11 protein-coding genes are annotated in these 13,393 nt (G+C 67.2%); 5 read left to right on the forward strand and 6 right to left on the reverse strand.

The window, feature by feature from the left end:
• Positions 1 to 55 precede the first annotated feature (55 nt).
• Both HUA78_RS01215 and HUA78_RS01220 read right to left on the reverse strand, forming a co-directional pair.
• A complete protein-coding gene (locus HUA78_RS01215) occupies positions 56 to 1,372 on the reverse strand; it encodes a BamA/TamA family outer membrane protein (protein ID WP_174475486.1) in 1,317 nt (438 codons plus the stop codon).
• Between the two features lie 164 nt (positions 1,373 to 1,536).
• Positions 1,537 to 2,232 (reverse strand): SDR family oxidoreductase, encoded by a 696-nt coding sequence (locus HUA78_RS01220; RefSeq protein WP_174453503.1) that lies wholly within the window; start codon positions 2,230 to 2,232, stop codon positions 1,537 to 1,539.
• Positions 2,233 to 2,683: 451 nt separating this feature from the next.
• Between HUA78_RS01220 and HUA78_RS01225 the strand changes: the two genes are divergently transcribed.
• The 5 genes from HUA78_RS01225 to HUA78_RS01245 are packed head-to-tail and all read left to right on the forward strand — an operon-like array spanning position 2,684 to position 8,372.
• Positions 2,684 to 4,447, forward strand: coding sequence for an FAD-dependent oxidoreductase (locus HUA78_RS01225; protein WP_174475487.1), 1,764 nt, complete (start codon positions 2,684 to 2,686; stop codon positions 4,445 to 4,447).
• A gap of 42 nt (positions 4,448 to 4,489) precedes the next feature.
• Positions 4,490 to 5,668, forward strand: coding sequence for an FAD-dependent oxidoreductase (locus HUA78_RS01230; RefSeq protein WP_174475488.1), 1,179 nt, complete (start codon positions 4,490 to 4,492; stop codon positions 5,666 to 5,668).
• Between the two features lie 33 nt (positions 5,669 to 5,701).
• A complete protein-coding gene (locus HUA78_RS01235) occupies positions 5,702 to 6,235 on the forward strand; it encodes an AidA/PixA family protein (protein ID WP_174453500.1) in 534 nt (177 codons plus the stop codon).
• A gap of 60 nt (positions 6,236 to 6,295) precedes the next feature.
• Positions 6,296 to 6,829 (forward strand): AidA/PixA family protein, encoded by a 534-nt coding sequence (locus tag HUA78_RS01240; RefSeq protein ID WP_141645800.1) that lies wholly within the window; start codon positions 6,296 to 6,298, stop codon positions 6,827 to 6,829.
• 31 nt (positions 6,830 to 6,860) lie between these two features.
• Entirely contained in the window at positions 6,861 to 8,372 is a 1,512-nt protein-coding gene (locus HUA78_RS01245) for a peroxidase family protein (protein ID WP_174475489.1), read from the forward strand.
• A gap of 167 nt (positions 8,373 to 8,539) precedes the next feature.
• Here the strand turns inward: HUA78_RS01245 and HUA78_RS01250 are convergent, their stop codons facing one another.
• The 4 genes from HUA78_RS01250 to HUA78_RS01265 form a co-directional block, all read right to left on the reverse strand.
• A complete protein-coding gene (locus HUA78_RS01250; protein WP_174453498.1) occupies positions 8,540 to 8,929 on the reverse strand; it encodes a hypothetical protein in 390 nt (129 codons plus the stop codon).
• A gap of 199 nt (positions 8,930 to 9,128) precedes the next feature.
• A complete protein-coding gene (locus HUA78_RS01255; RefSeq protein ID WP_141645803.1) occupies positions 9,129 to 9,563 on the reverse strand; it encodes a DUF779 domain-containing protein in 435 nt (144 codons plus the stop codon).
• Positions 9,563 to 11,083 carry an aldehyde dehydrogenase gene (gene adh / locus HUA78_RS01260; RefSeq protein ID WP_141645804.1) on the reverse strand — a complete coding sequence of 507 codons (1,521 nt, stop codon included), beginning with the start codon at positions 11,081 to 11,083 and terminating at the stop codon, positions 9,563 to 9,565. The genes HUA78_RS01255 and adh overlap by 1 nt, the downstream gene beginning before the upstream one ends.
• A gap of 247 nt (positions 11,084 to 11,330) precedes the next feature.
• Complete coding sequence (locus tag HUA78_RS01265) at positions 11,331 to 13,328, reverse strand: sigma-54-dependent Fis family transcriptional regulator (RefSeq protein WP_174453497.1); 1,998 nt, start codon at positions 13,326 to 13,328, stop codon at positions 11,331 to 11,333.
• Between the last annotated feature and the right edge of the window lie 65 nt (positions 13,329 to 13,393).

Here is a 13,393-nt window from a genome sequence, read left to right on the forward strand (position 1 = left end):
TCACGCTAGCTGGCACCCTCCGCGGGCGTCAATGCCACCGGATGACATCGGCCACTCAAAACATGTGGTTGAAGTCGAGATAGAAGGCGGACGTGCCATCCCGAGGACTCACGCCGTAGTCCGCTCGGACGATGAAGGTGTTGTCCCAGGCCACTCGCAGGCCCCCACCTCCCGCGTACCGGAACAACCCCTTGTCCCGAAAGCGGAGGTCCGTCCACACCTGTCCCGCATCGAAGAAGGCCACCAGCGTGAACTCCAACGGCTGCTCCCACGGCCGCACGTCGAGGAAGCGCCAGCGCAGCTCGCCGTTGCCCACCGTCTTCACCTCGCCCTGCAGGCGGTTCTTCAGCAGCCCTCGCGCGGTGAACAGGCCGCCCACGCCGCCCCAGCCATCGCGCCACTCCACTCCGCCAAAGCCGCTGAGCAGGAAGAAGGGCACATCCCCTCCAAGCACGTCGGCCATCAGGCGCAACGCGGCCACCAATCGCTCATGTCCCAGGGGGTGGTAGAAGCGCAGGTTCGCCGTGGAGCCCCAGTAGCTGAACGAGCTGCCCGTCGCCCCCACCGCGCCGCGTGCCGCCAGCTCGTGGAACATGCCGCGCACGGGCGCGGGCTCGTTGTCACGCGAGTCCCACAAAAGCCCCGCCGTCACCTCCGCTGTCCGGAACGTCCCCTCCCCTCCTCCAGCCTCCAGCCCCGTCAACAGCCCCGCCCGAGCATCCTCCTCGAGCCGCGAGTCCCGCGACTGCCCCAGGTCCTTCGCGCTGTAGCGCGAGCGAATCCGCGTCAGGCGGAAGCGATAGCCCACGGACACCTGCAGCGACCCTCTCAGGGTGCGCCGCGCGTTGAACACGACGCTCGGCAGCGTGCGCTGCTCGAAGCTGTAGTAGCGCAGGCCCCGGAATGAGGGATTGCCAGCGCACACATCCTGCGCGTCCTCCAGCTGCTCCCGGTCGTCACACCGGGCGAAGTCCGGCTCGTATCCGGCGGCGGCGCCCTGGCCGAAGTAGGGCGAGAACCGCTCGTTGATGAAGCTCAGGTCCAACCCCAACCGCCAGTCCGAGTCGAAGAAGCGCGGCGAATCCATCATCAGCCGATGGGTGGCCACCCCCCGCGTCGTCTGGAAGAACTGCGCGATGAGGGAGTATCGATAAGGCCGGTACGTGCCATCTCCCGCATCCACCAGCAGGAGCCTCGCGCCGTAGCCGAACCCCTCGTCGCTGTTGAAGTTGAGCAGCGGCAGGCCCTGGACGCGCCACCCCGTGCGCGGCGGTGGCACCAGCGCTTCAACGGGAGGCTCGTCTGCCCAGGCCGAAGTCGCCCCCATCAGGACGACCATCACCACGCTCCACGCCAGGCGACACTGCGGCATGCGAAGTCTCCAGGCTCACGTTCGAGCCTGGAGACACCATAGCCTTCCCCGCACAGCGCATGACACTTCGCCCCGCGCGTGGGCCCGCTCTCACTCCATCGGTCTGGACACGGCGCGCGCGGTGGCGGGCTCGGAGAAAGCTCCGCGGCTCTCCGCCAGCTCGCTCACGAGCGCTGGAGGTAGACGCCTGCGGACAACCCCTGCTTGACGTTGCGGCTCACCTCATCGGCGAGCACCTCGTCCTGGCCCGCCTCGAGCGCATCCAGCGTCAGGCGCACCACCTCGGCGGTGCTCGTCTTCGGCGCCGTGACTTTCTCCGCCATGTCGGTGTCCATGTAGCCGACGTGCAGGGCCATCACCTGCGTCTTCTGGGCGCCCAGCTCCTTGCGCAGACCGTTGGTCAGCGCCCAGGCAGCGGCCTTCGAGGCGCTGTAGCTGGCCGAGCCCGGGAAGGCCATCCAGCTGAGCACCGAGAGCACATTGATGATGGCACCCCCGCCGTTCTTCGCCAGCACCGGCGCGAACGCGCTGCTCGTCGCCAGGGGGCCCAGGTAGTTCGTCTCCAGTTCAGCGCGCGCGGCGGACAGCGCGTCCGCCCCCAAGAGGCTCGTGCCCTTCAGGATGCCCGCGTTGTTGATGAGCAGCGTCACGTCACCCGCCTCGCGGACCAGCGCCTCCAACTGCTCGGGGCGGGTGACGTCCAGGCGGACCGGCACCACGCCTGGAATCGTCACACTCGAGGGCTCACGAGCCGCCGCGTACACCTTGCGAGCCCCCCGCTCCAACAAGGCCTTCGCGAAGGCGAGCCCCAACCCGCGATTGGCACCAGTGACCAGGGCGACAGCATTCTTGACCTGCATGACTCGACTCCGGCGTGACGAGGCGGACGGAAAGCTCCGGGCGGCCCCATTGAGGAACGTCAAATGGACGGACAGGCGGGCTCCCGAGAGCCCCTGCCCACCATATGATGACTATAATATGACGAAATTCGAGCTTCATCGAAAAGCGACATGGGTGAAGGACCGGCCCGTCCGGTCGCCGCTCCCCCAGTCGCTCCCCCAGTCGCTCCCCCGCCGACGCCGCCACGGTCCGCGGGCGCTGACGCGTCCGCCCGAAGCCTGACACGTCAGCGATTCCCCAGCGACGACGCCCCGGGACCTCCCAAATCCATTCGCCTGACGCGTCAAGGCCACATCCCCTGCCCCGCATGTCCTTGAAGACAGACACCCAGGACCGGGAAGGACCTTGGTGCACCAATTGCAGCGAACCGGGCCGACGCAAGGCGAATCCCCTCTCCCCCATGAGGCAGACATGTCACGAGTCAACCCACCAGCGATGGACACCGGAATGGACGATGGGCTCCAGCTCGACGTGGCCATCATCGGCGCCGGAGTCTCCGGCCTCTATGCGGGCTGGAGACTGCTCGTGGGAGACCTGGCCCCCGAGGGCACCCGCCCCGAGACGGTCCACATCTTCGAGCTGAGCGAGCGCCTGGGTGGACGCATCGAATCCGTCTTCCTCCCTGGCATCTCCCTGGCCGCGGAGATTGGCGGCATGCGCTATCTGCAATCGCATGAGATTGTGAACTCGCTCATCACGAAGGTCTTCGAGCAGGAGGTGACGCCTATCGACTTCCCCCTGGGCGACGACGGCAATCACTACCGCTATCTGCGCGGGCAGCGCTTCAAGGCCAACGAATGGGAGAACGCCCAGGCCGACCGCCGCACGTACAAGACGCGCTACTTCCTACCCGACGCGGTGGTGGGCTTCACCTCGGACCAGCTCTTCAACAAAATCATCTACGACGTGCTCATGGCGGACCCGTGGTTCCGGGAGCGCTATCCGGGCAAGGCCACCTTCACCGCGCCCTATGACTACGCCTTCACCCTGACGGCCCGCGAATGGGATGACGTCAAACCCAACCTGACCTATCACCAATCGGGTCCGTACGACGGCCTGAAGGTCAACGACCTGGGCTTCTGGAACCTCATCAAGGACCAGGTGGGCCAGGAGGCCTACGAGTTCCTGTCCGTCGCCGGCGGGTACTACTCCAACACCATCAACTGGAACGCCGCGGAGGCCTTCCCCTACCTCGTGGGCGACTTCTCCAACGCGGAGGTGAAGTACCAGACGCTGGCGGGCGGCTATGACCAGGTCGGCAATGTCCTCGCACAGCGCTTCCTGGCGCAGGACCCCGGCGGCAAGCGCGCCCATCTCTGGGGACAGAATGGCCTGCGGCGAATCGACCCGGCGCCGGGCGGCAGCCCTTACAAGTACATCCTCACCGTGGCCAATGCCCAGAGCGGCAAGAGCTGGACGGTGTACGCCAAGGCCGTCGTCCTCGCCATGCCCCGCCGCGCCCTGGAGCTGCTGGAGGTAGACCGCTTCTTCGCCACCCCGGAGGTGAGCGAGCAGGTCCGGAAGAACCTCGACTCGGTCATCTCCGAGCCGTCGTTCAAGCTCCTGATGGGCTTCGAGTCTCCCTGGTGGCACGCGGAGTTCAACGCCCTGGCGGGCGAATCCATCACCGACCTGCCGATGCGACAGTGCTACTACTTCGGCACCGACCCCTCGAACAGCCACTCCATCCTGCTGGCCAGCTACAACGACATGCGGACCACCCCCTTCTGGTCCGCGCTGATGGCCTCTCCCCAGCGGAACCTGAAGCGTTTCAAGCCCCGGGCCACGCGACTGGCGGGCCCGGAGTCCCTGGCCCAGGTGGAGTCCCTCCAGGCCCCGGCGGTGATGGTCCAGGAGGCCGTCCACCAACTCCGGGAGCTGCACGGCCCGGAGAACCCCGTCCCTGACCCGTATGTCTCCTACTTCCGTAACTGGACGGAGGACCCCTACGGCGGCGGCTACCATGCGTGGCAGGCCGGGGTGAGCGTGCGCGAGGTGATGCCCTTCATGCGCCGCCCGGACCCCGCGGAGCGCCTGCACATCTGCGGCGAGGCGTACTCGGACCAGCAGGGCTGGGTGGAAGGCGCCTTCTGCGAGGCGGAGAAGATGCTCCAGGCGCACTTCGGGCTCGCGTGGCCCTCCTGGCTGGACAGCCATTACTACCTCGGCTGGTAAAGCCAGACACCTTCGTCCCTCCAGAACGAAAGCAACGCAAACATGGACTCCTATGACGTGGTGGTCGTGGGCGCGGGCGCCATTGGCCTGTCCGCCGCCTACTGGTGCTCGAAGGCCGGCAAGAAGGTCCTCCTGTTGGACCAGTTCGACTTCGACAACGACTTCTTCTCCTCCAAGGGAGAGTCCCGCTTCTTCCGGGTGATGTACTCCAATCCGCACCTGTCCCTGCTGGCGCAGTCCGCCTATCCGCTCTGGCGGGAGCTGGAGGACGACAGCGGCCTGGATGGCATCCTCAACGACACGTCCCTGCTGTTCTTCGGCCCGCCCAGCGGGGTGAACACACCCGAGGGCGACCTCAAGGACTCCCAGGCCGTCCTCGAGGAGCAGGGCCTGCCCTTCACCCGCCTCACCGCGGCGGACTTCCCGGAGCGCTACCCCGCGCTCAAGGGGCTGAGTGACGACGTCGTCGGACTGGTGCAGCCCCAGGCCGGCGTCATCGCGGCGGACCGGGCCCTTCAGGCCCTCGCCCAGCTCTGTCGCAAGCAGGGCGTCACCATGATTCCCCGCCGGACGGTCAGCCGCATCCAGGACGCGCCGGGCCAGGTCACCGTCTCCACCGCGCAAGGGGACTACACCGGCAAGAAGCTCATCCTGGTGCCCTCCGCCTGGACCAACCCGGTGCTCGACAGCCTGAACCTCCAGTTGGAGCTGGAGATCTGGACCATGACGTATGCCTACTTCACGGTGGCCCAATCCCAGTACAACTACCCGCTCTGGTTCTACTTCGGCGCGCCCCAGTTCCCTGGCGATGACCAGACGACCTACTACGGCCTGCCCCCGCTCCTGACGCCCGGGCGCCTCAAGGTGGGCACGGACTTCACCTTCCAGAAGTCCCCGCTGCCGCCCACCTCGCCGCCCCAGGCGGACCCTCGGATGGTGGAGCTGCTCAACAGATTCATGCGCGCGCACTTCCAGGGCCTTCAATCCCTGGCACAGGACCCCGTGGGCTGCCTCTACACGATGACCCCCGACTTGAACTTCGTCCTGGATGCCCTGCCCGGCCATCCGGACATCCTCCTGTTCACCGGTGACACGGGGCAGGCGTTCAAGTTCACGCCGCTGCTCGGGAAGATTCTCGCAGAGCTCGCGCTGACGGGCGTCACCCAGTTCAACATCCAGCCCTTCTCCATCCAGCGCCCCGGAATCCTGCGGCCCCGCTGAGCCCTCTCACCCCGCCTCAATCAGGAGTGGTCCATGCCGGATACTGAAAATACAGCCAACGTCCTCGTCGTCGTGGATGCGGAGAGCATCTACCAGGCCTACCAGGGGAAGTTCAGCACGGACGCCAACAGGCCCGTGTCCCTGGGCGAGAGCACGCCCTACATCTACATGTTCGTCCGCCAGGACGAGGTGCTCTCCGGACAGGCGACGGATGACCTGGTCATCACCCTCAACACCAACAACAACATCCGCTGGCGCATCACCTCGCTGACCGGGAACACGCGCTTCAGCGTCGCGCTCAGCCAGTGCAACATCCTCCGGGGCGTGGGGCTCATCACCCAGCCCGGCCTCATCGAGCCCACGGTGACGGTGCCCCTCCCGTCGGTGAATGGCTTCCAGGTGACCATCAACCAGACGCAGACCTATACGGACGCCTATTTCCAGGCGACGGCGGTGAACCCCTCGCCGCCCAATGTCTCGTACCAGTTCTCGTTCGTCCTGGCGAACAACGACGGGAACATCCTGAGCTACTTCTCGTGGGATCCGCAGATCTCCATCACCTCATGAAGTCATCGGCGGGCTCGCCGATGGTGTCTGGCTTCTTCTTCCGAAAGGATTGGATGCGATATGGGACAGGATAACGGCTTCATCGATGTGCTCACCGTGGTGGACGTGGACAAGGTCATCGGCAAGTACGGCCCCAACGCGTCGCTCGACAACCCCGGGGTGGCCATCGCGGACTGTGTGTACATGCTCGTCCGGCGGGACTCGGCCGTGGGGGCGGAGGCGATATCCGAGCTGACGGTCGCCGCGAAGACCAACGACAACCTCCGGTGGCGGCTGGCGTCGCTGACGCTCAACACGCGCTACAGCGCCCTGCTCTACAAGATGAATGTCTCCGGAAACGCGCAGTGCATCACCCAGCCCCAGCCTCTGGTGTCCCACATCAAGGTGCCAGTCCCCGAGGTGTCGGGCGGGCAGAGCAGCGGCTTCAACGTGCAGCCCTACGTGGACTTCTTCTTCCAGTCCACCGCGATGCTGCCCACCGCCACGCTCCCCGGCGGGCGGGTGACCTACCAGCTCTATCTCCAGGTGACGGACAACCAGGGCAACAAGGTGGGCACCTACTCGTGGGACCCGTACATCACCATCACGTCATAGGCCGCGCTTCCCATTCACGAGGAGACCCATCATGAGTGACAAGAACCGGCCCTCGGGCCACACCGCGCTGCCTGGGAGCGGCTGTCCATTCCACCGGGGTGCGGGAAACGCGATGCTGTCCAAGACGCCCTCCGGCAACCTGGTGCGCCCCCACGGCGGTGTGGGCACGGCCGTCTCCAACAAGTCCGCGCAGTCGCTGAGCGGAGACAACGGCCCCGTCGTCTCCGACTTCTTCCGCATGTTCCCGGACCTGGGCCCTTCCCTCTTCAACGTGGAGGACCTCCGGGCGCTCACCCTGCCTGGAGGCCCCATGGATGTGGCCAACCAGGGCCGGGGCCTCCCCCAGGACAACCCCACCATCCCCGCGGGCTACACGTTCCTGGGCCAGTTCCTGGACCACGACCTGACGTTCGACGTCTATTCGAACATCAATGGCCGGGACACCCAACCCAACCAGACGCGGGATGCCATCACCCCCACCCTGGACCTGGGCAACATCTATGGCCGGGGGCCCGTGCAGGACGCCTTCCTCTTCGACCAGAAGGACGGCGCCACGCTGCTGTTCGGCCGGCCCGACAATCCGGACGGCGACGTGCTCCGCAACTCACAGGGCACGGCCATCATCGGAGACCCGCGCAATGACGACAACATGTTCGTCGACCAGCTCCACCTGGCCGTCATCAAGTTCCACAATCAGGTGGTCAAGGACCTGTCGAGCCAGTTCTCCGGAGGGGCGCTCTTCACCGAGACGTCGCAGCGCGTGCGCTGGCATTACCAGTGGATTGTCTACCACGACTTCGTGCGCCGCTTCGTCGGGGATGAGCTGTATGGGAAGCTGGTGAGTCAGGGCCCGCAGTACTTCCCGCCCAACCTCCAGGCGATTCCCATCGAGTTCTCTGCGGCCGCCTACCGCATGGGCCACGCGACGATTCGCGAGTTCTACCAGGTCAATGACAACTACAAGGGCGCGCAGATTTTCGACCTGCACCAGCCCGGGACGTTCCTGAGCCCGGAGAAGCGCGTGGACTGGAAGTACTTCTTCGACACCGACTCCCGCGTCACGCCCCAGGGCGCCAAGCTGTTCGACACGCTGGTGGCGTCGGAGCTGCTTCAGCTGCCCCAGGCGCTCATCCCCGGCTTCGACAATCCCCAGTATCAGGGCAAGCCGGATCCGCTCTACCTGTCGCTGCCGGGCCGCAACCTGCTGCGCCAGAATGAGTTCACCCTGCCGGCGGGACAGACGGTCGCCAAGGCGCTGGGGACGACCCAGTATTCCAATTCCCAGTTGGGCTTGCCGACGAACTGGGGGAGCACGCTGGCGCCGCTCTGGTACTACATCCTCAAGGAGGCGAAGCTCGCCAACCAGGGCCGCTTCCTCGGGCCCGTGGGCGGTCGCATCGTGGGCGAGACGTTCTTCAGCGTGCTCATCAACGACCCCCAGTCCTTCCTGCACAACAAGGGCTGGAAGCCCACCTACGGCACGGGCGGCGACTTCACCATCGTGGACCTGCTGCGCATCGCGGACGCGTACAAGTCCTCCTGAGGTTCCCCCGGGCACGACTGTCTCCGGGCCCTGTATCGGGCCCGGAGACGCTCGCGCACCTCGGGGCTACTTGCCCCAGCGGAGCAGCTTCGTGCGGGCCGTCTCGGAGAGCCCCCTCGCGGAGACTCCCCCAAGCACGACCTCAAAGAGCGCGCTTTTGCCGCGACTCAGTGCGTCTCGACGTAGATCTGATCGAGGGTCGGGCTGAGGCCCTGGTTCTGGACATACAGGCGCGCGCCGGGCCAGGCGCAGTTCAGGCTCGTGGGATAGACCTGATTCGGCGCCAGCAGGATGGAGATGTTGTTGGCGCCACAGTACGCGTTGAAGCGCGTGGAGCGGGTGGCGGACATGTTCCGGACATAGAACGGCGTCACACCGAACAGCCAGGTCGAGAAGTCACGCGTCTGACCGCCAGCGATGAACGCGCTCTCCACGGCCTGCGTCGCCTCACCCATCTCCGGGCTCTGAGCGGCCTCTTCCGGCGTGTATTCCCCGCCGCACCCAACGGCCATCAGAGACACCACTCCCACAACTCCAAACGTATTGAACAGCTTCATGACTTCCCCCTCATTTCGAGTTGCCCCTGTGTTGGGGCCTGCACTCTGTATAAGTACTCTCACGCAGTGTAAATGGTGTATTCATGACACCGCATGGGTCTGATTTGAGGGGATGATTGTCATTGGCCGCGCCGTAACATGAAGAGTTACGGTCGGGTGGCGGGCGACCCGGGCCCGACTTCGAGCCCGGGACCATTGCTCACTCCGGTGGTCCCCGCCTTGGCGGTGGCTGGGTTTTCATGCGCTCGTATTCCTCATCCGTGAAGACACGGCTGCGCGTGAGGAAGCGCACGCCCAGGGGCGACTCCAGGCTGAAGCCCGCGCCCCTTCCAGGCACCACGTCCAGCGTCAGGTGCGTGTGCTGCCAGACCTCGAACTGCGCGCCGCCGATGTAGACGGGGCAGCCCTCGACGTCGCCCAGGAAGACATCCCGCTGACCGACACGGAACTCCCCCGCCGGATAACACATGGGGGCACTGCCATCGCAGCAGCCGCCGGACTGGTGGAACATCAGCGGACCATTCGCGGCACGCAGGGAGCGAATGACGGCGGCGGCCTCGGGCGTCACCGCCACCCGGGCCACCTCCTGCTCCGTCTGCCCACCCGCGCCGGGCCCGGCACGGGTGTCACTCATCAGAAGAACCCCATCGCCTTCGGGCTGTAGCTGACGAGCAGGTTCTTCGTCTGCTGGTAGTGGTCCAGCATCTTCCGGTGCGTCTCGCGGCCGATGCCCGACTGCTTGTAGCCGCCGAACGCCGCGTGCGCCGGGTACAGGTGGTAGCAGTTGGTCCACACGCGGCCCGCCTCGATGGTGCGGCCCGCGCGGTACGCGGTGTTCGTGTCACGCGTCCACACGCCGGCGCCCAGGCCATACAGCGTGTCGTTGGCGATGCGCATCGCGTCGTCGAAGTCCTTGAACGTGGTGACGCTCACCACCGGTCCGAAGATCTCCTCCTGGAACACGCGCATCTTGTTGTGGCCCTGGAACACCGTGGGCGCCACGTAGTAGCCGCCCTTGAGGTCGCCCGGCAGGCTCACGCGCTCGCCGCCCATGAGGACCTTGGCGCCCTCCTTCTTGCCGATGTCGATGTAGCCGAGAATCTTCTCGAGCTGATCATTCGACGCCTGCGCGCCCAGCTTCGTCTCCGTGTCCAGCGGGTTGCCCGGGCTGACCTTCTTCACGCGCTCCAGCGCCCGCTCGATGAACTGGCCGTAGATGCCCTCGCCCACCAGCGCGCGCGACGGACACGTGCAGACCTCACCCTGGTTCAGCGCGAACATGGAGAAGCCCTCCATCGCCTTGTCCAGGAAGTCGTCGTCGTGCGCCATGACGTCGTCGAAGAAGATGTTCGGGCTCTTGCCGCCCAATTCCAGCGTCACCGGGATGAGGTTCTCACTCGCGTACTGGAGGATGAGCCGGCCCGTCGTCGTCTCACCGGTGAAGGCGATCTTCGCCACGCGAGGGCTGCTCGCCAGCGGCTTGCCCGCCTCGACGCCAAAGCCGTTGACGATGTTGAGGACACCTTCGGGCAGCAGGTCCTGGATGAGTTCGGCCAGGACGAGGATGCTCGCGGGCGTCTGCTCCGCGGGCTTGAGCACCACGCAGTTGCCCGCCGCCAGAGCCGGCGCCACCTTCCACACCGCCATCAGGATGGGGAAGTTCCACGGGATGATCTGCCCCACCACGCCCAGGGGCTCGTGGAAGTGATACGCGACGGTGTCGTGGTCCAACTCGCCCACCGTGCCTTCCTGCGCGCGGATGCAGCCGGCGAAATAGCGGAAGTGGTCGATGGCCAGCGGCAGGTCCGCCGCGAGCGTCTCGCGGACCGGCTTGCCGTTGTCCCAGGCCTCCGCCACCGCGAGCATCTCCAGATTCTGCTCCATGCGGTCGGCGATCTTCAGCAGGATGTTCGAGCGCGCGGTGGGTGACGTGCGGCCCCACGAGACGCGCGCCGCGTGCGCCGCATCCAGCGCCAGGTCGATGTCCTCCGCGGTGGAGCGAGGAATCTCGCAGAAGACCTGCCCCGTCACGGGCGAGATGTTCTCGAAGTACTGCCCGCGCTTCGGCTCGACCCAGCGACCGCCGATGAAGTTCTGATAGCGGGCCTTGAACTTCACCTTCGAGCCAGGCTGATTGGGGGCGGCGTAGATCATGAACGCTCTCCTTGCGGGTGGGGCTGCGGGTGGAAGCCGTGCCCCCCAGAGCAGCGCGCATGCCACGCCCCGCACCACCGACGTCGCGGCGCGTCGTGTCCCGCGATGCGACACCTCTGTCCGCTCCGCGTGGAGCACCTCGCGACAGTGTCGCGCGCGGGTGTGCCACCGCACGGATGGAATGTTCCGATGAGGACGAGCCACCGTCCCCTCGCGGGCCCACGGCGCGCCTACGGGAAAGCTCGCATCACGAGCGCGGAGGGAGCACCAACCCGAAGCGCTCCACCATCCGGTACAGCGTGCTGCGAGCAATCCCCAGCAGCCGCGCCGCGCGGGCCACGTTCCCACCACTGCGAGACAGCGCGTCGAGAATCGCGTGGGCCTCCAGCTCCCTGAGGCCCGGGGAGGCCACGGGCTCGACGGGTGGCGGGGACACGGGTGGCACGTGCGCGGGTGCTCGCCCCAGCTCGGGCGGAAGCGCGGCCGCGTTCACCACGGGCGCTCCTCCTGCTCGGACCAGGGCCATGCGGAGCACCGTCTTCAGCTCCCGCACGTTGCCCGGCCAGGCGTGTGCCCGCAGACGAGCCAGCGCCTCTGCGGACAGCGTGCTCGCGGGATGGCCTCCTTCGACGGACAGCCCACTCAACAACGACCGGGCCAGCTCCGGCAGGTCCACCCGCTCGCGCAGCGGCGGCAAGCGAAGGACCGCGCCTTGGAGGCGATAGTAGAGGTCGCTCCGGAAGGTGCCCGCGCTCACGGCCGCTTCGAGGTCCCGACACGTGGCGCCGATGAGTCGGAAGCGCGAGTGCCGCACGCGCGACTCGCCGACACGCGAGTACCCGCCATCCTCCAGCACACGCAACAGCGTCACCTGCAGCGCCGCGGGCATCTCCGCGAGCTCATCGAGGAAGAGCGTGCCTCCATCCGCAGCCGCCAGCTTGCCTTCGGCCCCACCCGCGCGAGCCCCCGTGAAGGCTCCCGGCGCATGACCGAACAGCTCGCTCTCCAGCAACGAAGCGGAGAGCGCGCCACAGTTGACGGCGACGAAGGGTCCGGAGGCCACCGCGCTCGCGGCATGCACCGCGCGCGCGAGCAACTCCTTGCCCGTACCCGTCTCCGAGAGCAGCAACACCGGCAGCGTCGTGGGAGCGAAGCGCGCGGCCTCTCGCAGCGTCGCGCGGTGCTCCGGGTCACTCCCCTTCAGCGCGGCCCAGGCCCCTCCATCGGGCCCGCTCTCGGCCACCTCGGGCGGCATCCGCGCCGTGACGCGCGTCGCACGAGGCTCCAGCCGCACCAGCACCGCGAGCGCCGAGTCCCCCTCCCCCACCGCTTCCGCGTGGACCCGCCACGTCGCACCCGAGGCCTGATGACGCGCCTCCAGCGCGTGGCCTCTCAACGCCGCGTCCTTCAACGCCCGCCAGGACAAGCCGAGCATCCGAGTCGGCGACACGTCCCCCGGGGATGACTCCAGGCCGAGCAGCGAGCGCGCCGCGCCATTGAGACGCCGCACGCGACCCGGCGGCTCGATGAGCAGCACCGGGCCGTCCTCGCGCGACAGGTGGGCATCCACTTCCCCTCGCGCGGCCGCCGCCACACGCGCCCACGCCACCTCGCGCAGTCGCGCCTCCGCCGAGTGAGCGATGCTCGCCACCGCCACCAGCACCAGCGGGTCCGCGCCACTCGCGGGCCCGGTGACGTCCAGCACGCCGACGACTTCGCCGAACGGGTCTCTCACCGGCGCGGCGTAACAGACCAGCCCATGGTGCCGCTGCGCATAGTGCGCGGGCCCCACCACCGCCACGGCCGAGGACTCCACCAGCGCGGTGCCAATCGCATTGGTGCCTCGCGACACCTCGTCCCAACAGGCCCCGGCCACCAGTCGCACGTAGTCGGCGTGGTCCCTGAAGTCGCCCCCCGAGCTGCGCGTCGCGAGGATGACGCCCTCCCGGTCCGCCAGCAGCGCCACCCGCCCCGACGGCATGGGCGCGGCGGCGAGCACGTCCAGGATGTCACGGACCTCGTGCCACACCGGCTCCAGGCGGGCTCGCCGCTCGATGAGCGCGACGCCGGCGACACTGGGCCCCTCGTCGGGCAGGCCCGTGCTCGGAGCGCCGAGCGCGCGTGAGCGTTGCCAGCGGGAGAGTATCGGCGGTGCCTCTGGAACCGAGGCCACGTCCTCGTCGAGCGCGCCGACGAGAAACTGCTCCCACAGGTGCGCGGAGGCGCTGAGCGTGAGCGTTCCCATGGGGCTGATTATTCAGCCAGTCCCCACGCTGACGGCAACCCACGGCCTTCCCGAAACGCGACTGC

It is taken from the genome of Myxococcus sp. CA033, from assembly GCF_013336625.1.
GTDB lineage: Bacteria > Myxococcota > Myxococcia > Myxococcales > Myxococcaceae > Myxococcus > Myxococcus llanfairpwllgwyngyllgogerychwyrndrobwllllantysiliogogogochensis.